Origin of the sequence: Holdemanella porci, assembly GCF_009696075.1 — a bacterium.
GTDB lineage: Bacteria > Bacillota_I > Bacilli_A > Erysipelotrichales > Erysipelotrichaceae > Holdemanella > Holdemanella porci.
The window spans coordinates 1-21,735 of record NZ_VUMR01000032.1; the positions used below are offsets into that span (position 1 = coordinate 1).

General features: G+C 36.1%; 32 protein-coding genes and 1 riboswitch. Of the genes, 3 read left to right on the top strand and 29 right to left on the bottom strand.

Annotated features, from left to right (window positions below; translation table 11 throughout):
- Positions 1 to 6: 6 nt before the first annotated feature.
- The 28 genes from rpmJ to FYJ55_RS06725 all read right to left on the bottom strand — a co-directional run bounded on the left by rpmJ (position 7) and on the right by FYJ55_RS06725 (position 15,793).
- A complete protein-coding gene (rpmJ, locus tag FYJ55_RS06590) occupies positions 7 to 123 on the bottom strand; it encodes a 50S ribosomal protein L36 (protein ID WP_003866328.1) in 117 nt (38 codons plus the stop codon).
- A 134-nt stretch (positions 124 to 257) separates the two neighbouring features.
- Positions 258 to 908, bottom strand: a complete 651-nt coding sequence (locus FYJ55_RS06595) for an adenylate kinase (protein ID WP_154556165.1) — start codon at positions 906 to 908, stop codon at positions 258 to 260.
- A 19-nt stretch (positions 909 to 927) separates the two neighbouring features.
- Positions 928 to 2,223 carry a preprotein translocase subunit SecY gene (secY, locus tag FYJ55_RS06600; protein ID WP_154556166.1) on the bottom strand — a complete coding sequence of 432 codons (1,296 nt, stop codon included), beginning with the start codon at positions 2,221 to 2,223 and terminating at the stop codon, positions 928 to 930.
- Position 2,224: 1 nt separating this feature from the next.
- Positions 2,225 to 2,662 (bottom strand): 50S ribosomal protein L15, encoded by a 438-nt coding sequence (gene rplO, locus FYJ55_RS06605; RefSeq protein WP_117572744.1) that lies wholly within the window; start codon positions 2,660 to 2,662, stop codon positions 2,225 to 2,227.
- A 15-nt stretch (positions 2,663 to 2,677) separates the two neighbouring features.
- Complete coding sequence (gene rpsE, locus FYJ55_RS06610) at positions 2,678 to 3,187, bottom strand: 30S ribosomal protein S5 (protein ID WP_117572743.1); 510 nt, start codon at positions 3,185 to 3,187, stop codon at positions 2,678 to 2,680.
- 11 nt (positions 3,188 to 3,198) lie between these two features.
- Positions 3,199 to 3,555, bottom strand: coding sequence for a 50S ribosomal protein L18 (gene rplR / locus FYJ55_RS06615; RefSeq protein WP_118114947.1), 357 nt, complete (start codon positions 3,553 to 3,555; stop codon positions 3,199 to 3,201).
- Positions 3,556 to 3,576: 21 nt separating this feature from the next.
- Positions 3,577 to 4,122: a 50S ribosomal protein L6 gene (gene rplF / locus FYJ55_RS06620; RefSeq protein ID WP_154556167.1), complete on the bottom strand. Its 546-nt coding sequence runs from the start codon at positions 4,120 to 4,122 to the stop codon at positions 3,577 to 3,579.
- 25 nt (positions 4,123 to 4,147) lie between these two features.
- Positions 4,148 to 4,543 carry a 30S ribosomal protein S8 gene (gene rpsH / locus FYJ55_RS06625; RefSeq protein ID WP_117572739.1) on the bottom strand — a complete coding sequence of 132 codons (396 nt, stop codon included), beginning with the start codon at positions 4,541 to 4,543 and terminating at the stop codon, positions 4,148 to 4,150.
- Between the two features lie 15 nt (positions 4,544 to 4,558).
- Entirely contained in the window at positions 4,559 to 4,744 is a 186-nt protein-coding gene (locus FYJ55_RS06630; RefSeq protein WP_003864831.1) for a type Z 30S ribosomal protein S14, read from the bottom strand.
- 13 nt (positions 4,745 to 4,757) lie between these two features.
- Positions 4,758 to 5,297 (bottom strand): 50S ribosomal protein L5, encoded by a 540-nt coding sequence (gene rplE / locus FYJ55_RS06635; RefSeq protein ID WP_003864832.1) that lies wholly within the window; start codon positions 5,295 to 5,297, stop codon positions 4,758 to 4,760.
- Between the two features lie 11 nt (positions 5,298 to 5,308).
- Complete coding sequence (gene rplX, locus FYJ55_RS06640) at positions 5,309 to 5,629, bottom strand: 50S ribosomal protein L24 (protein ID WP_117995788.1); 321 nt, start codon at positions 5,627 to 5,629, stop codon at positions 5,309 to 5,311.
- A gap of 13 nt (positions 5,630 to 5,642) precedes the next feature.
- The gene (gene rplN / locus FYJ55_RS06645) at positions 5,643 to 6,011 is read right to left on the bottom strand and encodes a 50S ribosomal protein L14 (RefSeq protein WP_003864834.1); all 369 of its coding nucleotides are present in this window, start codon (positions 6,009 to 6,011) and stop codon (positions 5,643 to 5,645) included.
- An 18-nt stretch (positions 6,012 to 6,029) separates the two neighbouring features.
- Positions 6,030 to 6,287 carry a 30S ribosomal protein S17 gene (gene rpsQ, locus FYJ55_RS06650; protein ID WP_117572735.1) on the bottom strand — a complete coding sequence of 86 codons (258 nt, stop codon included), beginning with the start codon at positions 6,285 to 6,287 and terminating at the stop codon, positions 6,030 to 6,032.
- A 13-nt stretch (positions 6,288 to 6,300) separates the two neighbouring features.
- Entirely contained in the window at positions 6,301 to 6,501 is a 201-nt protein-coding gene (gene rpmC / locus FYJ55_RS06655; RefSeq protein ID WP_003864836.1) for a 50S ribosomal protein L29, read from the bottom strand.
- Positions 6,501 to 6,917, bottom strand: coding sequence for a 50S ribosomal protein L16 (rplP, locus tag FYJ55_RS06660; RefSeq protein WP_003864837.1), 417 nt, complete (start codon positions 6,915 to 6,917; stop codon positions 6,501 to 6,503). Before rplP ends, rpmC begins: the two co-directional genes overlap by 1 nt.
- The gene (rpsC, locus tag FYJ55_RS06665) at positions 6,917 to 7,729 is read right to left on the bottom strand and encodes a 30S ribosomal protein S3 (RefSeq protein ID WP_118114944.1); all 813 of its coding nucleotides are present in this window, start codon (positions 7,727 to 7,729) and stop codon (positions 6,917 to 6,919) included. Before rpsC ends, rplP begins: the two co-directional genes overlap by 1 nt.
- A gap of 10 nt (positions 7,730 to 7,739) precedes the next feature.
- The gene (gene rplV / locus FYJ55_RS06670) at positions 7,740 to 8,075 is read right to left on the bottom strand and encodes a 50S ribosomal protein L22 (protein ID WP_117572731.1); all 336 of its coding nucleotides are present in this window, start codon (positions 8,073 to 8,075) and stop codon (positions 7,740 to 7,742) included.
- Between the two features lie 14 nt (positions 8,076 to 8,089).
- Complete coding sequence (gene rpsS, locus FYJ55_RS06675) at positions 8,090 to 8,365, bottom strand: 30S ribosomal protein S19 (protein ID WP_117572729.1); 276 nt, start codon at positions 8,363 to 8,365, stop codon at positions 8,090 to 8,092.
- An 18-nt stretch (positions 8,366 to 8,383) separates the two neighbouring features.
- A complete protein-coding gene (gene rplB / locus FYJ55_RS06680; RefSeq protein WP_154556168.1) occupies positions 8,384 to 9,217 on the bottom strand; it encodes a 50S ribosomal protein L2 in 834 nt (277 codons plus the stop codon).
- Positions 9,218 to 9,275: 58 nt separating this feature from the next.
- Positions 9,276 to 9,569: a 50S ribosomal protein L23 gene (gene rplW, locus FYJ55_RS06685; RefSeq protein WP_003864842.1), complete on the bottom strand. Its 294-nt coding sequence runs from the start codon at positions 9,567 to 9,569 to the stop codon at positions 9,276 to 9,278.
- Positions 9,569 to 10,198: a 50S ribosomal protein L4 gene (gene rplD, locus FYJ55_RS06690; RefSeq protein ID WP_117572723.1), complete on the bottom strand. Its 630-nt coding sequence runs from the start codon at positions 10,196 to 10,198 to the stop codon at positions 9,569 to 9,571. The genes rplW and rplD overlap by 1 nt, the downstream gene beginning before the upstream one ends.
- Positions 10,198 to 10,890 carry a 50S ribosomal protein L3 gene (rplC, locus tag FYJ55_RS06695; protein ID WP_154556176.1) on the bottom strand — a complete coding sequence of 231 codons (693 nt, stop codon included), beginning with the start codon at positions 10,888 to 10,890 and terminating at the stop codon, positions 10,198 to 10,200. The genes rplD and rplC overlap by 1 nt, the downstream gene beginning before the upstream one ends.
- A gap of 14 nt (positions 10,891 to 10,904) precedes the next feature.
- Positions 10,905 to 11,216: a 30S ribosomal protein S10 gene (gene rpsJ, locus FYJ55_RS06700; RefSeq protein ID WP_003864845.1), complete on the bottom strand. Its 312-nt coding sequence runs from the start codon at positions 11,214 to 11,216 to the stop codon at positions 10,905 to 10,907.
- A gap of 334 nt (positions 11,217 to 11,550) precedes the next feature.
- A complete protein-coding gene (gene pepI / locus FYJ55_RS06705) occupies positions 11,551 to 12,414 on the bottom strand; it encodes a proline iminopeptidase (RefSeq protein WP_154556169.1) in 864 nt (287 codons plus the stop codon).
- A 5-nt stretch (positions 12,415 to 12,419) separates the two neighbouring features.
- A complete protein-coding gene (locus FYJ55_RS06710; RefSeq protein ID WP_195836686.1) occupies positions 12,420 to 12,650 on the bottom strand; it encodes a hypothetical protein in 231 nt (76 codons plus the stop codon).
- A gap of 184 nt (positions 12,651 to 12,834) precedes the next feature.
- The gene (locus FYJ55_RS06715) at positions 12,835 to 13,629 is read right to left on the bottom strand and encodes a glycoside hydrolase family 25 protein (protein ID WP_154556171.1); all 795 of its coding nucleotides are present in this window, start codon (positions 13,627 to 13,629) and stop codon (positions 12,835 to 12,837) included.
- Positions 13,626 to 14,513 (bottom strand): Gfo/Idh/MocA family protein, encoded by an 888-nt coding sequence (locus tag FYJ55_RS06720; protein ID WP_154556172.1) that lies wholly within the window; start codon positions 14,511 to 14,513, stop codon positions 13,626 to 13,628. Before FYJ55_RS06720 ends, FYJ55_RS06715 begins: the two co-directional genes overlap by 4 nt.
- 140 nt (positions 14,514 to 14,653) lie before the next feature.
- Positions 14,654 to 15,793, bottom strand: a complete 1,140-nt coding sequence (locus FYJ55_RS06725) for a GDSL-type esterase/lipase family protein (RefSeq protein ID WP_154556173.1) — start codon at positions 15,791 to 15,793, stop codon at positions 14,654 to 14,656.
- Positions 15,794 to 15,930: 137 nt separating this feature from the next.
- On the opposite strand from FYJ55_RS06725, the gene FYJ55_RS06730 reads away from it, so the two are divergent.
- Together FYJ55_RS06730 and mgtE are read left to right on the top strand one after the other, a co-directional pair.
- On the top strand, positions 15,931 to 16,695 hold the full coding sequence (locus FYJ55_RS06730; protein ID WP_154459534.1) for a class I SAM-dependent methyltransferase: 765 nt from the start codon (positions 15,931 to 15,933) through the stop codon (positions 16,693 to 16,695).
- Positions 16,696 to 16,955: 260 nt separating this feature from the next.
- Positions 16,956 to 17,122, top strand: a riboswitch (M-box (ykoK) riboswitch).
- A 118-nt stretch (positions 17,123 to 17,240) separates the two neighbouring features.
- The gene (mgtE, locus tag FYJ55_RS06735; RefSeq protein WP_229771122.1) at positions 17,241 to 18,581 is read left to right on the top strand and encodes a magnesium transporter; all 1,341 of its coding nucleotides are present in this window, start codon (positions 17,241 to 17,243) and stop codon (positions 18,579 to 18,581) included.
- Positions 18,582 to 18,666: 85 nt separating this feature from the next.
- Here mgtE and pta read toward each other — a convergent pair whose 3' ends face one another.
- Positions 18,667 to 19,638: a phosphate acetyltransferase gene (gene pta / locus FYJ55_RS06740; RefSeq protein WP_154556174.1), complete on the bottom strand. Its 972-nt coding sequence runs from the start codon at positions 19,636 to 19,638 to the stop codon at positions 18,667 to 18,669.
- 254 nt (positions 19,639 to 19,892) lie between these two features.
- Between pta and FYJ55_RS06745 the strand changes: the two genes are divergently transcribed.
- Positions 19,893 to 21,599 (top strand): ABC transporter substrate-binding protein, encoded by a 1,707-nt coding sequence (locus FYJ55_RS06745; RefSeq protein WP_154556175.1) that lies wholly within the window; start codon positions 19,893 to 19,895, stop codon positions 21,597 to 21,599.
- Positions 21,600 to 21,735 lie beyond the last annotated feature (136 nt).

Here is a 21,735-nt window from a genome sequence, read left to right on the forward strand (position 1 = left end):
CCTACTTTAGTTTCCTTGTCTCTGTTTGTGTTTTGGGTTTTCACAAATTACCATCACACGTCCTTTGCGTCGAATTACTCGACACTTGTCGCAGATTGGTTTAACAGATGGTCTTACTTTCATCTTTCTTCCTCCTACGTAATGATTCACGTATTTTAATGGCCCTGCTAAAATGCGTATGTGTACATGCGGATTTTAACAGAAACGTGAATGTATAAATCGCAAGCAAAGTTGCGCTTATATATTATAAGCGCAACTTAGTTGTTTTTCAAGGCTTCTTTTAATTCTGGCCAAATTTCTTCCATAGATTTTGACGCATCAATTCTTGAAACCATATTTTTATCTTCATAATATGCAATTACTGGTTCAGTATTCTTTGCATATTCATCTAAACGAACCTTTAAGCTTTCTTCGTTGTCATCTTTACGTTGTGTTAATTCACCACCGCAAACATCACATACACCTTCAACTTTTGTTGGTTTTGAATAGATGTTGTAGATTTCTCCACAATTTTTACAAGTGCGACGACCTGTAATACGACGAGTTAATTCGTCAAATGGAACATCCATATAAACAATTTTTTCAACTGCTAAATCTGTTCCATTAGTCATTTCTTCAAAAGCTTTTGCCTGAGCCAAAGTTCTTGGATATCCATCTAATAAATATCCGTTCTTTTTATCTTCCAAAGTGTTTAAGTAATCCTTAACCATTTTGTTTGTGATTTCATCAGGTACTAATAAACCTTTTTCAGAATACGCTTTTGCTTGTAGACCCAATTCAGTTCCACCAGCAATATTTGCACGGAAAATATCTCCTGTAGAAATATGATTCAAATTGAATTCTTCTTTGATCTTAGTAGAGAATGTTCCCTTACCAGAACCAGGAGCTCCCATAATAAATATATTCATATCTATTCTCCTGAAGATCTTAGTCTTCGTAATATTTCTTGTAAGATTTTTGAGTAATCAATCCTTGTACTTGACGTACTGTTTCAATAGCAACACCAACAACGATAATCATTCCTGTTCCACCCAAAGCCATTGAGCCTGGAAGATCAGGCCAAATTAATGGCATGACATGTGGCATAACAGCAATAAATGCTAAAGCAACAGATCCTAATACTGTAATTCTTGATAAAACACGGTTAATATAGTCTTTTGTTTCCGAACCTGGTCGAACACTAGGAATATACGATCCAGATTTACCCAAGTTTTCAGCAACTTTTTCTGGATTAATTTGCATCTTCGTATAGAAGAATGTAAAGAATAAAATCAATAATACATAAATTACAAGTGAATACCATGTCTGTAACCCTAACCATTTTTGCATTTCTTTAGTGAAATCATTTGATGGAAAGAATGAAGCAATTTGAATTGGTGCCATCATCAATGAACTAGCAAAGATGACCGGAATAACACTTGCTGAATTGACTTTCAATGGCAAGTAGTTTGCTTCACTTGGTTTGCTCAATGAAATTGAACTTGATGTATATTGAATTGGAATTCTTCTTTCCGCTGTATTAATCAACGTAACAAAGATAATAATTAATAAGTATATTAATATATACGCAGCAAATAACCAAGCCCCATAGGAAGGCGCAGACTCACCTGAAATTAAGCTTGACCATGCACTGGAGAATTGTTGCGGCATACGCCCAACAATACCAGCCATAATTACCATGGAAATACCATTTCCGATACCTTTCATGGAAATTTGGTCTCCAATCCACACTAAAAACATGCTTCCTGCTGCAAATATTGTAGCAATATATAAAATCTTACTGATTGTAACACCGCCGACAATCAAACCTGTATATGCTTTTGAGAAACCATATACTAATGAGAATGATTGCACAAAGGCAAACACGACCGCAAGATATCTTGTGTACTTGTCTAATGTTTTACGACCATTAGCCCCTGCTTTACTCAACTCTGTTAAGTGAGGAATGACGTCCATACTTAATAACTGAATAATGATAGAAGCTGTGATATAGGGAGTAACTCCTAAAGCGAAGACAGAGAACTGTTCAAGTCCTCCACCTCCTAAAAGATTTAACATTGCGAACAATGAGTTTTCCCCAAGACCATTTACTAAATCTGTTGTATTTACATCAGGTACAGTAATGGCTGATCCCAAACGATAGACAAGAAAGGCAAATAGGGTGAATAGAATCCTATTGCGGATATCCTTATTCGTCCACATTGCCTTTATCTTGCCTGCCATATTATAGAACCTCTACTTTTCCGCCTGCTTTTTCAATTGCTTCTTTAGCTGACTTAGAGAATTTAACTGCTTCAACAGTTAATTTTTTAGTTAACTCACCGTTACCTAAAACTTTAAGTCCAGAAAGTTCTTTATTAATAATTCCAGCTTCAATTAAAGCAGCTGCATTAACAGTTGCTCCATCTTCGAATCGATTTAATGTTTCAACGTTAACGATAGCATATTCTTTACGGTTGAAGTTAGTAAATCCACGTTTTGGTAAACGTCTTGCTAATGGTGTTTGACCACCTTCAAAACCTAAGCGAACTCCTCCACCTGATCTTGATTTTTGACCTTTTTGTCCACGACCGCTTGTTTTTCCGTTTCCGCTTCCAGGTCCACGACCAACACGGTTACGTTCTGTGCGAGTTTCGGCTAAATTCATTGTATGTAATTTCATCTGATTTACCTCCTATTACCCGCGAATTTCTTCTGGCTTCTTACCACGAAGCGCAGCAACGCTTTCTACAGTTCTTAAGTTCTGTAATGCATCAACTGTTGCACGAACAACGTTGATTTTTGTACGTGATCCTAAACATTTAGTTAAGATATCAGAGATACCTGCAAGTTCAAGGATTGCACGAGTTGCACCACCAGCGATAACACCAGTACCTTCGATAGCTGGACGCATGTATACAGATCCTGCACCATATCTACCAGTGATTTCGTGAGGGATTGTTGTACCGATTACTGGTACTGTGAAGATGTTTTTCTTAGCATCTTCAACAGCTTTTTTGATTGCATCAGGAACTTCGTTAGCTTTTCCTGTACCAATACCTACTCGGCCTTTACGATCTCCAACTACAACTAATGCAGCAAAACGGAAACGACGTCCACCTTTAACTACCTTAGTTACACGGTTGATTGAGATTACTTGTTCTTCAAATTCTTTTTGGTCTCTTTTTGGTTTTCTATCCATTGCCATTGTGCGACCTCCTAAAATTCCAAGCCAGCTTCACGAGCTGCTTCTGCTAAAGCTTGTACACGACCAGTATAAACATATCCACCACGGTCAAATACAACCTCTTTAATATTCTTTTCTAGTGCGCGCTTAGCAATTTCAGTTCCTACCAAACGAGCTGCTTCCACGTTTCCACCATTTTCTAATTTCATGTCAACACTTGAAGCACTGACCAATGTGTTTTGGTTAACATCATCAATGATTTGAACATGGATGTGTGCGTTACTTCTGAATACGCATAAACGTGGGCATTCTGGAGTTCCGCTAATTTTTGTACGTACACGTTTGTGACGACGTACACGAGTTTCATTACGTGATACTTTAGTAAACATTTTTGATCTCCTTTCCCACTACTATTTCTTACCTGCTGTTTTACCTTCCTTACGACGGATGATTTCACCAACATAGCGAATACCTTTTCCTTTGTAAGGTTCTGGTCTACGAACAGCACGAACATTTGCTGCAAATTCTCCAACTTCTTGTTTATCGATACCTGCAACTTTGATAGTTGTAGCAGTTGGACAAGTTACTTCTAAGCCTTCTTTAACTGGCATCTCAACTTGGTGAGAATATCCAACGTTTAAAGTTAATACGTTTCCTTTCATTGCTGTACGGAATCCGATACCAACTAATTCTAAGTCTTTAGTGAATCCTTCAGATACACCAACTACCATGTTGTGTAACAAAGCACGAGTTGTTCCGTGTAATTGTTTTGTGTGTTTTTCGTCATTTGGACGTTTTACAGTGACAACATTATCTTCTACGTGGATTTCCATCAAAGAAGAGAATGTACGTGTTAAAGTACCTTTAGGTCCTTTAACAGTCACCTCATTCCCAGCAGCTACTTCAACAGTAACTCCTGCAGGAACGGTAATCAGTTTATTCCCGATACGTGACATTACGTTTTATCCTCCTATATATTTATTACCAAACGTAAGCAATAACTTCTCCACCTAAGTGGTTCTTTCTTGCTTCTTTGTCAGTCATCATTCCATTACTTGTAGAAATGATTGCGATACCTAATCCGTTTAATACGCTAGGTAAGTTTTCAACTTTAGCGTAAACACGAAGACCAGGTTTAGAAATTCGACGTAAACCGCTGATAACTTTTTCATTGTTAGGTCCGTATTTCAATTCGATGTTCAAAGTTTTCTTAACATCGCCTTCTACGTTGAAGTCTACGATGAAACCTTCGTTTTTCAAAATTTGAGCAATTGCTTTCTTTTCATTGCTCGCTGGCATACTGACAGAGGCATGCTTTTGTTGCAAAGCATTGCGGATTCTAGTCAGCATATCCGCAATAGGATCAGTCATAATCATATGCAATATACCTCCTTACCAACTAGCCTTTTTAACTCCAGGAATTTGACCTTTGTAAGCCAATTCACGGAAGCAAATACGACATAATTTGTACTTTCTTAATACAGAGTGTGGACGACCACAACGTTCACAACGAGTGTACTCACGAACTTTAAATTTTTGAGGACGCTGTTGTTTGTTAATCATTGATTTCTTTGCCATTTAAAAGCTCCTCCTACTTTTTGAAAGGCATACCCATTTGAGTTAATAATGCCTTTGCTTCTTCGTTTGTTTTCGCTGATGTAACGATTACGATGTCCATACCACGAGTACGGTCTACTTTATCGAAATCAATTTCAGGGAAAATGATTTGTTCTTTAATACCTAATGTATAGTTTCCACGACCATCGAAGCTAGTATCGCTAACTCCACGGAAGTCACGTACACGAGGTAATGAAATGTTGAATAACTTATCTAAGAATTCATACATTTTTTCTTTACGTAAAGTAACTTTACATCCAATTGGCATACCTTCACGCAATTTGAAGTTCGCAATTGATTTTTTAGCCTTTGTTACTACTGGAGCTTGACCAGTGATAGCTGTCAATTCTTCAACAGCTTCGTCTAATAATTTAGCGTTAGTGATAGCATCACCTACACCAATATTAATAACTACTTTTTCAACGTGAGGTACTTCCATGACAGATTTGTATTCGAAATCTTTCATCATTTGAGGGACAACTACGTTTTTATATTTTTCTTGTAAACGATTCATCTTCTACCCTCCTACTTCACTTCATTACCGCTCTTCTTGAAGACGCGTGTTTTTACATTTTTACCATCTACAACTTCAACTTTTGTTGTAATACGGCTAGCAACTTTTGCTTTTTCATCATAAAGCATTACATTTGAAACATGAATTTTAGCTTCTTTTTCAACGATTCCACCATCAGGATTTGCTTGAGTTGGTTTCAAGTGTTTTTTAACCATGTTAACACCTTCAACGATAACTCTGTCTTCCTTAGGGAATACAGCTTTTACTTCACCGATTGTGCCTTTGTAAGCACCTGTAATAACTTTTACTTTATCACCTTTTTTAATTCTCACTTAGACACACCTCCTATAATACTTCTGGCGCAAGAGATACGATCTTCATGAAGTCTTTGTCACGTAATTCACGAGCAACTGGACCGAAGATACGAGTTCCCTTAGGCGTCTTGTCATCTTTAATGATTACACATGCGTTATCATCAAATTTGATGTAAGTTCCGTTTTCACGACGAACACCACGACGTGTACGTACGATTACGGCTTTAACTACATCACCTTTTTTTACGGATCCACCAGGAGTAGCCTGTTTAACAGCACATACAACGACATCACCGATGTTTGCAAATTTTCTTACGCTACCACCTAAACAACGGATAACTAAAACTTCTTTAGCTCCAGTGTTGTCAGCAACGCGCATACGACTTTCGTTTTGAATCATTGCTTTCTCCTCCTAGTATTAACCACGAGCCTTTTCAACGATTTCAACTAAACGGAAACGTTTTGTAGCAGATAATGGACGAGTTTCCATAATTACTACTTTATCTCCGATACGTGCTTCGTTGTTTTCATCGTGAGCTTTAAATTTCTTAGAATATTTAACACGTTTACCATATAATGGGTGTGTTTTTTTAGTTTCTACCATAACTGTGATAGTTTTATCCATTTTATCAGACACAACAGTACCACGGTATACTTTACGAGCGTTTCTTTCCATAGATACGTCCTCCCTACTCTTGGCCAGCGTTTTCACGCTCTGTCAATACAGTTTTAATACGAGCAATTGTTTTCTTAACAGTTTTTAAACGAGCTGTATTTTCTAACTGTCCTGTGGCTTGCTGGAAACGAAGGTTAAAAAGTTCATCTTTAAGCGTATCGATTTCCTGAAGAAGCTCTTCATTTGTTTTTTCGCGGATTTCTTTAGCTAACATTACTTCACTTCTCCTTTTCTAGCAAAACGAGTCTTAACTGGTAATTTGTGAGCAGCAAGACGTAAAGCTTCACGAGCTACTTCTTCACTTACTCCACCAACTTCGAACATTACACGTCCTGGTTGAACTACTGCTACCCATCCTTCAGGAGCACCTTTACCAGAACCCATACGAACCTCTAGAGGTTTTTTAGTACGTGCCATGTGAGGGAAAATACGAATCCAAACATTTCCTCCACGTTTCATATAACGTGTCATAGCAATACGGGCTGCTTCAATTTGACGGTTACTTACATAGTTTCCAGATTCAGCAACCAATCCATATTCACCAAAGTCAATAGTACGACCTGCTTTTGAACGACCTTCGTAGCTCAAACGGTGAGGACGACGATACTTTGTACGTTTAGGCATTAACATTATTCGTTACCTCCTTTTTCTGCAGGTGCTGCAGCTTTAGCAGCATCTTTAGGGGCACGGTTTGAACGAGCATCTGGACGACGACGTCCTTTTCCTTTACGCATTGGGCGTTGTTTTGGAGCTTCTGGTTCTTTAACCATTTCACCAGGTAATACTTCACCACGGCAGATCCAAACTTTTACACCTAAACGACCATATTGAGTCGCTGCTTCTTCCCAAGCATAGTCAATATCACTACGTAGTGTATGTAAAGGAACAACTCCTTCTGAATATCCTTCAGTACGTGCCATATCAGCTCCACCAAGACGTCCAGATACAGCAGTTTTGATACCTTTTGCACCAGCACGCATAGTGTTTTGAATAGCTTTTTTCTGAGTTGCACGGAAAGATTTACGTCCTTCCAATTCGTTAGCAATCCAACGAGCTACTAAACGAGCATCTAAGTTAGGATTAGCAACTTCTACAACGTTAATTTGTACGTTCTTTGCAGAAGCGATTTTTGAAACTTGTTTTTTCAATCCTTCGATTGATTTTCCATCTTGACCGATTACTACACCAGGGTGAGCAGTACGGATGATAACTGTCATACGACCCTTAGTACGTTCGATTTCGATACGAGAGATTTGAGGGTCTGCCTTACGTTTGTCGACAGCTTCGTTTGATAATTTAGCGTAGTATGCTTCAACCAATTCACGAATCTTAACATCTTCCATTAATAATGTTCCGAATTCTTTATCGTCAGCGTACCATCTTGATTGCCAGTCACGAATGACTCCGACACGCATTCCAATTGGACTTACTTTCTGTCCCATAGCTTACCTCCTACTCTTTTTCAGCCACTACAACTGTAATGTGGCTTGTACGTTTGTGAATAGCACTCGCACTACCTTTAGCACGAGGCATGAAGCGTTTCAAAGTAATTCCTTCGTCAGCCCAGCAAGCCTTCACATATAACTTGCTTTCATCTAAATCGTTATTGTTAACTGCGTTAGCAACAGCTGAGTGTAATACTTTACCAACAAGATATCCACCTTTGTTAGGTAAGAATTTCAAAATAGCAGCTGCTTCTTCTACGTCTTTTCCACGGATCAAGTCTAAGACAAGTCTTGCTTTACGAGGTTGAATACGTAGAGTTTTTGCGGTAGCTTTTACTTCCATTTCTTCTCCTCCTACTATCTAGATTTCTTATCATCTGATCCATGACCAGTGTATTTACGTGTTGGAACGAATTCACCTAATTTGTGTCCAACCATGTCTTCTGTTACATAAACAGGAACATGTTCCTTACCGTTATAAACGGCAAATGTGTGTTCAACAAATTGAGGGAAGATTGTAGAACGACGGCTCCAAGTTTTAATTACTTCTTTTTTTTCGGCTTCATTTAATGCAACAACCTTTTTCATCAAATGGTCATCACAGAAAGGTCCTTTTTTCAAACTACGACTCATTGTATCTTACCTCCTTGCCTACTTACCATTACGACGACGTACAATTAATTTTGTACTAGCCTTCTTGTTACGACGAGTTTTAACACCCAATGCTTTTTTACCCCAAGGAGTCATTGGTGATTTACGTCCGATAGGAGTACGTCCTTCACCACCACCATGAGGGTGATCATTAGGGTTCATTACAGAACCACGAACAGTTGGGCGAATACCTCTCCAACGGTTACGTCCTGCTTTACCATAGTTAACTAAGCTGTAATCTTCATTACCAACTGTACCTACAGTAGCACGGCAATTAGCCAATACTTTACGAACTTCACCAGAAGCTAAACGTAAAGTTACATATTTTTCTTCAATACCTAAGATCTGAGCTGAACATCCAGCACTACGAGCCATCTGTCCACCTTTACCAGGTTTCAATTCAACGTTGTGAATGAATGTACCTTCAGGCATGTTTCTCATTTCGCAGCAGTTACCAAGTTTAATATCTGTTTCTGCTCCTGATACAACTGTCATACCAACCTTCAAATCTTTTGGAGCGATGATATAACGTTTTTCACCATCAGCATAGTTTAACAATGCAATGTTTGCTGAACGGTTTGGATCGTATTCGATTGTAGCAACACGTGCAGGCACGTTGTCTTTGTTACGTTTGAAATCGATGATACGGTAAGTTCTTTTGTGACCAGAACCTTGGTGACGTGTAGTAATACGTCCTGTGTTGTTTCTTCCACCTTTAGATTTCAATGGAGCTAACAAACTTTTTTCTGGTTTAGATGTTGTGATTTCATCTTTAGCCAAAGTTGTCATTCCACGACGTCCAGGTGTCATTGGTTTATACTTCTTAATTGGCATAAACTTAATTTTCCTCCTTATCGCAATATTTATTCAGGAAATAGCGTCTTCTCCCTGATTATTCTTCAGAACCGAACAATTCGATTGTTTGTCCTTCTTTAATTTTTACAATAGCTTTGTGTACAGCGCTTGTTTTTCCAACATAACGACCTACACGTTTTGTTTTTGGTTTGCAGTTCATTGTATTTACTTTTACAACTTCTACATTGAATGCAGCTTCAACAGCTTTAGCAATTTCGATTTTGCTAACACCCTTAACTACTTCAAAAGTTACTTTGTTATCTTCAGCCATCATCTTCATAGTTGCTTCAGTGATGATTGGGCGGATAATTACGTCTCTGTAATCTTTCATTATGCCAATGCCTCCTCAACTTGTTTTACGGCAGCGCTTGTCATAACAACTTTGTTTGCATTTACTAAATCGTAAGTGTTGATTGCAGAAGCAGACATTACTGTAGCTCCAGCAATATTACGTGCTGATAAGTAAACGTTTGTTGCATCTTCACTATCTGCAACAACAAACAATGTTTTCTTAGGCGCTTGGATAGCTTCAATAATTGAAACAAATGTTTTTGTTTTTGGTTCAGCAATTTCAAATTTATCCAAAACGCTGAATGCTGTTTCTTGAACTTTTTCGCTCAATGCAGATTTAACTGCTAAACGGCGAACTTTTTTGTTAATGCGGTATGCATAGTTACGTGGAGTAGCTCCGAATACAGTTCCACCACCTCTAAATTGAGTAGCACGGATAGAACCTTGACGAGCACGTCCTGTACCTTTTTGACGGTAAGGCTTGCGTCCACCACCAGAAACTTCGCTACGACCCTTAGTGTCAGCAGTTCCTTGACGACGGCTTGCCATTTGCATTACTAATGCATCATACATAGCCTGTTGGTGTGGTTCAATTCCGAAAACAGCGTCGTTCAATTCGATTGAACCAACAACTGCACCAGCTTGGTTAATTACGTCGATAGTAGCCATTATTGAACCTCCTTATTTGCAGTATAGTCAACTAAAGTAACAGGTTCTTTATCTCCCTTGCTAGTTTTAGCAGTACGTACCATTACACAGCCTTTTCTAGGTCCAGGAACGTTACCTTTAATTAACATATAGTTGTTTTCTGTATCAACTTTAATAACTGTCAAGTTTTGATTTGTAGTAGTATATCCACCTTCTTGACCAGCCATGATAGTACCCTTCATAATACGTCCTTGACGTGAAGTAATACCGTTTGTAGCTAATGAACCGATGTGACGAATGTTCTTAGATCCACCGTGAGTCTTTGGACCTTGGTGAGCATTGTTACGAACGATTGTACCATTGTAACCTTTACCTTTACTTGTACCGATTACATCTACTGTTTCTCCTGCAGCAAAGATATCAACGTTAACTAAATCCCCAACGTTTACGTCCATGTCACAGTCGCGCACTTCCTTAATGAAACGCTTTGGACTTGTATTTGCTTTTTTACAGTGTCCGATGTTTGCTTTAGTTGTGCGTTTTTCTTTGATTTCTTCAAATCCTAATTGAACTGCGTTGTAACCATCTGTTTCAATTGTTTTCTTTTGTAAAACAACGTTTGGTGTTACTTCAACTACAGTTACCGGAATCAATACACCATCTTCAGTGAAGACTTGTGTCATTCCTAATTTTCTTCCTAATAGTCCTTTCATCATTGACACCTCCATTAAAGTTTAATTTCGATGTCGACACCGCTAGGAAGTTCAAGTCTTTGTAAAGAATCAATCGTTTCCTTGTTTGGTGCAACAATCTCAATCAAACGCTTGTGCGTACGAATTTCAAATTGTTCACGTGAATCTTTGTATTTGTGAACCGCACGAAGAATTGTTACTACCTGTTTTTCAGTAGGTAATGGAACTGGTCCTACAACCTTTTTAGCTCCGTGTTTTGTCGCAGCTTCGACAATTTTCTTTGCACTATCATCTAAGATTCTGTGCTCATACGCCTTTAAGCGAATTCTCATAGTATTTTTTGCCATGTTTAACTCCTTTCGTTTATTCTAGATAAACATGCTCCATGCGAATTACCTGGCCACACCCATGACAACGGTTCTCAGTGGGTCAGCAACCTCGCACTTCATCGCAAGCTCCTGTATTCTAACACATATATTTCATGCATTCAACCCCTAAATTAAAAAAATTTAATAATTCTTTTAAAGCCCTTATTTATCGTGTTTTAACACGTTTTATTTTTTATTTTTTTAACTGTTTCCAAAAAATAACTGTGACAACTGATATCAGTGGGTCGCAAATATTGTTTTAAACAATAAAAATACACCTGTTTTTTAAAAACATGTAAAAAAGCGTCTGTTTTTAATCAACAGACGCTAACCAATCCTCTAAATTGTGACAATATGTATCATGATCATCCACAAAACACATATGACGACATTCTGGCATTAAATGCCATTTTGCATTTTTTATTCCATCATACATAGTTTTGGCAACTAATGGTGTACATAAATCATTCGTTCCACTTATTATTAGTGCCGGAACTTGAATTTCGTTCAATCGATTTGTATACTCAAAATCCTTCAAAGTTCCAAGCGGAGTATATTCATTAGGTCCCCAGCCAATTAAATAGGCACGAGTCCCAGCTTTCTTTTCTCTTTTAACACATTCTGGCGTATCTTCATCAAATGGCCCTGCACAATGAAGCTGCATATAATGCTCATTAGCCAATTGATATTGATCAGATTCATAGTCTTCACTTAAAATTGCTCGTTGCTCATCATCCGACATAAATGAAATCATACGATGTTGCTCTTTAGCCCATAGTGAAGCTGAAGATAATGTACTCGAAAGAATTAAAGACTTCAATCTCGTGCTTTTCTTTTCAATCGCATAGGCAATGGCTAACATACCACCCCAGGATTGTCCCAACAAATGACAAGATTCAATATTTAAATACTCCATCAACGCTTCAAGTTCTTCCATCCACGTATCTTGATTCCACAATTCATCATGACCTTCTACAAATGATTTACCACAGCCAAGTTGATCGTACATAATCACTTTTCTTCCCGTCTTAGCAATACAATCCAACACTTCAAAATAATTATGTGTTGATCCTGGTCCTCCATGTAAACAAATCAATGGAGTCTTATCTCCTCCATCCACAATACGATAGTATGTTTTAAAGCCCTTAAACGGCATATATCCATCATTTATTTCCATTTTTATCACCATTCACTTATTCCATCATTATATTCACTGCAACAATCTATCCAATATTCCTTATTAGCACAAATTGTATCCGTGAATTCTTCATAATCTTCTTTTGATAATCGATAAAACTTTTTAAGATTTGCAATTGTTGACTTAACTGTATCCTGTGTGCTCCACATACACTTACGTATGAAAAAGTATCCAAAGAAATCACTTAAGTATTCATCCTTACAACCATTTTCCATAGTTAAAGCATCTTCATTCAACAAAGAATCGTTTAAATAAAAATCTACTTTTCCATAATGACGCTTTATTGTTTTATCAACAAATCCCTTTTTTGAAAGTTCATTTACAAATCCTTCAATGTACTTTGTGTTAATTTTGCGAATTTCATCGCATTACTTTTCGAATTTTTCAAAATCTATCATATCATTTCTTTTGTAGATATATATTCATATCCACATCTCCTTCTATTCCATTAACTTGACCTTTATTTGAATATTGCCACATATCAAATTTATCCTCCATCGGACAACTTATTGAATAACTTGCTAGCCAAATCGGATATTTTGATATTCTTTCAAAATCATAATTTTGATATAACCAAGTCATATTTCCATATACCATTGGTTGATATCCAGCTTCTTTGATCTTTTTACAAAACCGTAAGGCCAGCTTCGTTCTTTGTTCTAGAGACAAATCATCAATTCTTCCACCCTGATCAAATTCTTCCATATCATAAACAACTGGCATTTGAATCTTATATCCCTTAATTTTATTCAACACTAAATCTACTTCTTCATCAATCTCTTCAGCCGAAATTGCACTCGAGAAAAAATAAGCACCTGCCTTAAGATGATTCTGAATAGCTTGTTGAATATTTGTATTAAAATATTCATCTTCATGTAAGATTCCCTCTTGGGCACCACGATAACCTATCCTTAACATCGCAAACTCAATTCCATCCGTCTTTACAGCTGCCCAGTCAACAGCTCCATTGTGACTTGATACATCAATTCCAGTGGATACCTTATACAAAGAATCTTTATATGTCATTAATCCATTTTCCAAAGAAAATAAATTTAAATCATAATAGTTCTTTTCTTCTATTACCGATTCTTCTTGTGTAAACAACATGTAAATCACATAAACACTACCACTCACAATTAAAATAGGAATCAATATAAGAATTAAAATTCTACTTAATTTAACTTTTCTTCTCATACTCCAATGACCTTAAGAATTTCTAAGCTTGCATTTCTTGACATTATAGGACTTTCAATCAAACCACTCTCTATACAAGTACACGCATGTTCGATTTCACCAGTAAAATCCGATTTCTGTTCTACCACAATCTTTTTATCATTCATTACAAGTTCTGTATTCTTCCAAAAATTCTTACAAGTAACACTACCCTTTGTACCATATATATGAGCTGTATTTTCCATATCCACATCCCAACTTGTTGCGATATGTGCCACGCACCCATTTTCATATTCAATCAAAGCTTCATCCTGAAATCGAGATACTTTCAATATTGAGCTATTCGCCATTCTATTTGCATAACAAATAGGGTAAACCCCAATATCAAACATGCATCCAGATCCTGGCTGGTTAAAATGCCAGTCTGAAATTGTTTCTGTCAGTTTTGTTGCATATTGAGCATCTATTGATTTTATTTCACCAATTTCTTCATTTGAAATCATTTCAAATAATTTTTGATTTAATGGTGTGAAAACCGTTTTATGGGCTTCCATTAAAAAACAGTTTTGTTGGTGTGCATAATCAAAGCATGCATGTAATTCTTCACTAGATACACACATTGGTTTTTCGCAAACTACATGTTTATGATTTGCCAATGCCAACTGAATATGTTTGGCATGTAAATAATTTGGCGTACAAATATATATCATATCTATATTTGTATCCTTCAACATCTTCTCATAGTTATCGTAAGCTTTTTCGGCTCCGTACTCCTCTTTAAAAGCATCCGCTTTTTCTATACTAGAAGAACATACTGCATATAGATTCGCATTACGTGAAAACAAAACACCTTGTATTACGCGACGGCTAATACCACCTAAGCCATAAACTCCAATTTGTACCATTCTATTCACCTTCTTTTTAAGATTACTTTAAGTTCTTCTCCTTATTCTATATGTATATAGAAATAAGCAGTTACCTCATTTACTCACTATACTTCTCTCTTTCTGCCTATTTCTTTCACATATGACAAATGTCCATGGAATTACTCCATGGACATCTTATTGTATGCAGTTTTTGCCATTTGCGCATATCCCTCATCACTTGGATGTAAGTGATCTCCACTATCAAATGCATCTTGCATTTTATGTCCATCGCAAATATCTTTATCAAAATCAATTACGCCATCAATTTCATCCGTTGTACGAATCCATTCATTGACTTCATTACGCAAGTTCTCTCTAAAATATGCATAAGTACGCCAGCCTTCAATCGGAATCAACGTCCCAATATAGACTTTCATTCCTAATGATTTCGCGTGCTTTACATATTTTCTTAAACCCTCAATCAATTCCTTACTTGACGGAAGATCTTGCCATGGTCTAAATTCATTCTTTTCAACACCGACTGGATGAATAATATCATTTATTCCTTGCAGAATAATTAAAGTATCACTCCCAGCCACATGCATCTCGTGACCAAATCGATAATCTCCTTTTAATCCATATGCTTCATACTGTACACAAGAATATTGTCTTAAAATACGTGTACCACTAACGGCTTTTCGAACTACAGACACTTTTTTATTATTTTCCCACATTAACTTCTGTAAATAATCGGGCCAATCCTGCGAAGTAATAGAATCACCATAACAAGTAATAACTTTATATTCTGGTTCTGTCAAAACAGCCACTTCGCTTAAGAAAAACACCCATGGCGTCTTCATGCTTGAAGCATGATCCATAATACCTGCATGAGAGAAATCACCTTCTCCAAAATAACCCGTACTTAATGGTCCTTGTGTATATACGCCACAACGTAAGTGGGTGAATTCTTTTAAATAGAAACTAATTGCGATTGTTTCTTGTTCATGCACTTTAAAATCCAATGCATCACTATAACATTGTTCTCCCACATCAAGATGAAGTCCTTTTGAACCATTAAAAGTAATATCCACAATGGATGTTGGATCTAAATCACGTCCACTAATAACTCGTCCAATTGTGATTGAATCAAAGACCACGCCTTCTTTTCCTGTAAAGTTGTCTAAACAAATACGTATCTTATCCCCTTTGAATGTCGATTTCATAGGATAACGCAATGTGATATTCTTTGCGTATTGACTAGGCTTATGCGTCACAATCGACATTGCCTGTCCATATATCGCCTTAAATTCTTTTTCCATAGTTGACCTCCAAATTATTTATTATCTATTTCTACATTCATAAAACATATGTTTTTGTCCACAAATAATCATACATGAAACGTTGCAAAAATCCAAACATATACCTTATTATATTAAAGAAGTTGAGGAAATAATGCATGAGTAAATTAGAAAATTATTACGGTAAATTTTGTGAAGATAAAAGATTACTATCAAGACACGGTCAAGTAGAATATACAACAAGCATGAAATACATCCATAAATATTTAAAGCCTGAAGATCGCATATTGGATATTGGAGCCGGAACCGGCAGATATAGCGTTGCCTTAAGTAATGAAGGATATCAAGTCGATGCGATTGAACTTGTTAAATATAATCTTGGTGTTTTAAAAGCTAAAAAAAGCAATGTGAAAGCCTATCAAGGAACCGCTTTAGATTTATCAAGATATCAAGATAACACTTTTGACATCACCCTACTATTTGGTCCCATGTACCATTTATTTAGTTATGAAGATAAATTAAAAGCATTATCCGAAGCTAAACGCGTTACAAAAAAAGATGGAATTATTTTTGTAGCTTACGTTATGAATGAATATAGCGTCTTAGTCCACGGCTTTCGAGATGGACACATCAAAGAATCATTAGCAGCCAAAAAACTCGATGAAACATTTCAAACGCAAACGAATATAGATGATTTATACAGTTACATTCGTCTAGATACAATCAATCAATTAAATGAAGAGGTAGGTTTAGAACGAATCCAAATTATTGCAGCCGATGGTCCAAGTGATTATATGCGCCCAATTTTAAATAAGATGGATGATGAAACATTTGAATTGTTCATCAAATATCATCTTGCCACTTGTGAAAGACAAGAACTCATTGGTGCAAGTTCACATACAATAGATATACTAAAAAAATAATGTCACTTTTGTGGCATTATTTTCATATTATATATTCCATTGTTAAAACGATTAAACAACATGCGATGGATACTTGAAATAAACTTTTATCTTTCCAAGCCAAAACAATGCCAATCATAAGTGCTGCAAATCCTGCAAGTAGTGAATTTGTTTCATATAATATAGTTTCATATAGTTTTCATATAATTTAAATTTAACATAGTTTTTATACTGTTAAGGTTGACTCACTTACTAATTTATATTATTCTTTTCACGTACATAAAGATATACGGTAGGTGAGGTTACCGCAGGGATTTGGATTTCCTAAGATTACTGCCGCAAAGTTGTGGAGACACAACTCGTTGGTCAGCAGGCTAAGTCGCAAGGGCTTGGCTTAATGTAATTAATATGCCCTGTGATACTAAAGCTTGAACGGTGATACTTAGGTTAATGACGTCATTGTTTAGGCAATGGCGTTTTCTTTATATAAGGAGGTGAAGCTTGTATGTGTACGGATTCGGATGGGAATAGTTTGAATTTTTTAAAGAAAGCAGAGGTACATAATTATGATGAACAAAGAAGAATTCATTCAATTACTACAAGACAAAAAATACAAAACTGCACAAAATATACTTTCCGAAATGAACGATATGGATACAGCTGCCTTTTTAGAAGAGTTAGATGCGAAAGAATGTGCTTTGGCATTCCGTTTAATTTCTAAAGAAAAAGCTGCCAATGTATTCTCATGCATGAGTTCGAAGATGCAGACATATCTGGTAGACATGTTTTCAGAAACTGAATTAAAAGAACTATTAGACGATCTTTATATGGATGATACAGTAGATATGTTAGAGGATCTACCTGCAAACTTAGTAACGCGTATTTTGAAAAACTTAGATTCAAATAAGCGTTCAACCATCAACAAACTTTTAAAATATCCTGAAGACAGTGCCGGTTCCATCATGACGACTGAATATGTCACATTGAAAAAAACAATGACTGTAAAACAGGCCATGAATCATATTAAGGATATTGGTATTCATAAGGAAACTATTTATACTTGTTATGTCACAGAAAGCAAAAAATTGATTGGTATTGTGACAGCTAAAAGCTTAATGACAAGTGATGATGATGAAAATATCACAAATCTAATGAATACGAACATTATTTCTGTACACACTCATACAGATCAGGAGCAGGTTGCTCACTTATTTAGAAAATATGACTTGATTGCGATGCCCGTACTTGATAGTGATGGATGTCTTGTTGGTATTGTTACATTTGACGATGCCATGGATGTTATGGTTGATGAAACCAACGAAGATATTTCTCGTATGGCTGCCATGGAACCCAATGAAAAAACATATTTTGAAACTACGGTTTGGCAACAAGCAAAACACCGTATCTTATGGTTACTTGTCTTAATGTTTTCTGCCACAATCACAGGAAGTATTATCACCCGATATGAAAATGCCTTCAGTGCCGTACCATTACTAGTATCTTTTATTCCCATGTTAATGGATACAGGTGGAAACTGTGGATCACAGAGTTCAACTTTGATTATTCGTGGTTTAGCTTTGGGAGAAATTCATTTTAAAGAAATTTTTAAAGTCATGTTTAAAGAATTTAGAATTTCACTTGTTGTTGGATTTATTTTAGCTGCAGCTAATGGTTTACGTATTTTCATTCAATACCAAAACTTTAATATCGCGATTGTCGTTGCCCTTTCATTAATGGTTGTTGTTATTGTTGCAAAATTAATTGGTTGTATTCTTCCATTATTTGCAAATAAGATTGGTGTAGATCCAGCTATTATGGCCAGTCCATTAATCACAACAATAGTGGATACTTGCTCTATTCTAGTTTATTTCAATATTGCAGTACATGTTTTTAATATCGTAGTCTAAGAGATGAGAAATCGTCTTTTTTTTCATAGCACGAAAAAAAGAACCTCAATTGAGATTCTTTTATCGAAAAATATAATTATTAAAATTAAATATCCATATCTTTTTGAGCAGCAGTTACAATAGCCATCTTGTAGATTTCATCTGAAGTACATCCACGAGATAAATCATTGATTGGTGCGTTTAATCCTTGTAAGATTGGTCCAACTGCTTCATATCCACCTAAACGAGCAGCAATTTTGTATCCAATATTTCCACTTGACAAGTTAGGGAAGATAAAAGTATTTGCATGTCCAGCAACTTTTGAATTTGGAGCTTTTAAACGAGCAACTTCTTCACTTACTGCACAGTCAAATTGCATTTCTCCATCAATATCGAAATCAGCAATACGACGCAAACGATCACTTGCTTCAGTCATCTTAGCAACACATTCACCTTTTGCACTACCCATTGTTGAATATGACAATAATGCAACTTTTGGTTCTACACCAAATTGACGAGCTGACTTTGCTGTTTGCATTGTGATTTCTACTAAATCATCTGTGTTAGGGTTGATGTTAATTGAGCAGTCACCCATAATCAATTGGGATTCTTCTTTAATTAAAATGAAGCAAGAAGAAACTAATTGGTTTCCTGGAGCTGCTTTTACTAATTGTAATGCTGGACGTACAGTATCCGCTGTAGAATATGTAGCACCACCTAATAATCCATCAGCATATCCCATTTGAACTAACATAGTTCCAAAATAGTTTGTGCTCTTCAATGCTGTACGAACTTTTTCTTCGTCCATTTTACCACGACGTAACTCAACCATTTTACGAACCATTTCATCCATATGTTCGAAATTATTTGGATCGATTTGTTCGATTCCTTCAACATTTAAACTATTCTTTTGTGCACAACCAGCGATTTCTTCTGGAGTTCCTAATAATACTGGGCAAACAACATCATTATTTTTCAAATCTATAGCTGCCTTTTGTACACGTGGATCCCAACCTTCGGTAAATACGATTCGTACTCCCTTTCCTTGGACCTTTTTTTCTAATTCATCAATAATCATAACTTTAACTACCTCTTTTCTATCAAAGTATAGTCCAAAAATGCTTTATTTACCACAAAAACAATGTGAACTTTTTCTCATAGTTTATTCATAAAATGTGTATGCATTAAACGACATATTGTTCACATTATATATACATTATGTATAAAATATAATTATTTTACATAAAAATGTAAAATAATGTAAATTTTACTTGCATTTTTCATTGTAAAGTTTTACACTAGTGACATCACAAGAAGGGATAGGTGCAAATTATGAAAACAAGTCACTATTTAAAAAAGGCCGGTGCCGTATGTATGGCAGCTGTAATGATGACTGGTTGTGCTGGTGGATCATCTGGTGCAAATGGTAAAACGTTGACAGTAGGTTTAAACACAGGTTTCAATGGAATTTTTTCTCCATTGTATTATCAAACAGTATATGATGATTACGTTATTGAAATGGTTTATCAAAGTATGTTGAGCTATGATCGTGATAATCAATTACAACCACAACTTGCTACTGAACAACCAACTATTAGTGAGGATGGATCAACATTAACATTCAAATTGAAAAAAGGAGTGAAATTCTCTGATGGATCTAAATTGGATGCAGATGATGTTGTATTAACATTTACAGCTATGGCTGACCCAAGCTATACTGGTCGTTTCTCAACATATGTTGATTACTTAGAAGGTTATAAAGAATATCACGATGGAGATGCCAAAACTCTAAGCGGTGTTGAAAAAATCGACGATTACACAGTTGCTTTCCACTTGGCAACACCAAGAATCGATGCAATCAGTCAAGTTGGTACATTCCCAATCATCTCTAATTCACAATTCAAAAAATACAAAAAAGGTGATACAAAGATGTTTGAAGACAAGGCTAGTGAACCAATTGGTACTGGACCATATGTATTGAAAAACTTCCAAAAAGATTCAGCTGCTACATTTGTCAAGAATGATAAATTTAAAGCTAAAGATGGAGAATACCAAATTGATAATGTTGTAATGAAGATTTGTGATACTTCAACAGAACTTCAAGAACTTCAAAAAGGAACTGTTGACTTATTACCACAAGCTGATAATGCCGATAAAGTTGGTACAGCTAGTTTAGATAAGAACTTAACTTACAACAACTACGCATCAAGCTCAATGCAATACTTTATTTACAACTGTGAAGCCGGAGCCACTGCAGATCCTGCTGTGCGTCAAGCATTAACTTATGCGATTGACCGTCAATCATTTGTTGATAGCTACTACTCATTCTCTAAAGGAAGTAAGGATGTTAAGAAAACTCAACCTGGTTTCGTTCCAGTATTAATGGCTAACCCAATTTCATCACAATTAGGTGATATCATTACTGGTAAAGAAAAAGATGACAACATGACTTACTATGATTATGATATCGAAAAAGCTAAACAAATCTTAGATGATGCTGGTTGGACTGTAGGAAGTGATGGAAAACGTGAAAAAGATGGACAAAAATTAACTGTTCGTATGGTTTCTACAAAAGGTAAAGATCAATTAGATACAATGCTTCCAATGCTAGAAAAGGCTTGGGGCGAAGAACTTGGCATTGATTTCAAAACAAACTTAAGTGAATTCAACACAATGATTGCGACTGTTCAAGGTGATGATACAGTTAACGATTGGGAAGTATCTTACATGGGATGGCAATTTGGTTCAGGTGATGACACTGGTATCAACTTATTATGCCAAACTGGTCAAACAGATAACACAGCTCGTTTATCAGATCCTGATTTAGATGCATTATTAGATACTGCATTACACACAACTGATCAAACTGTAAGTACTGCTGCTTATAAAGAAGTTTACGAAAAAGTTTCTGCTTTATGTCCATATGTAGCAATCAATGGTTTAAGTTACTATGATCTATACAACAAAAAGATCAAAAACTTAGATACAGCTTCATTGTATGACTTCGTTAAAGCGTTAGACAAAGCTACAATTGAATAACAATTAAAGTAGTAGTTACGCATGAAAAATAAAATGGCTTAAATAAACAAAATCGGAAACTCTATTAAAGAATTTCCGATTTTTTTTATGGGTTGAGAAGGCAATATTAAAAACATCGACAGATTAGCGTTTCTTT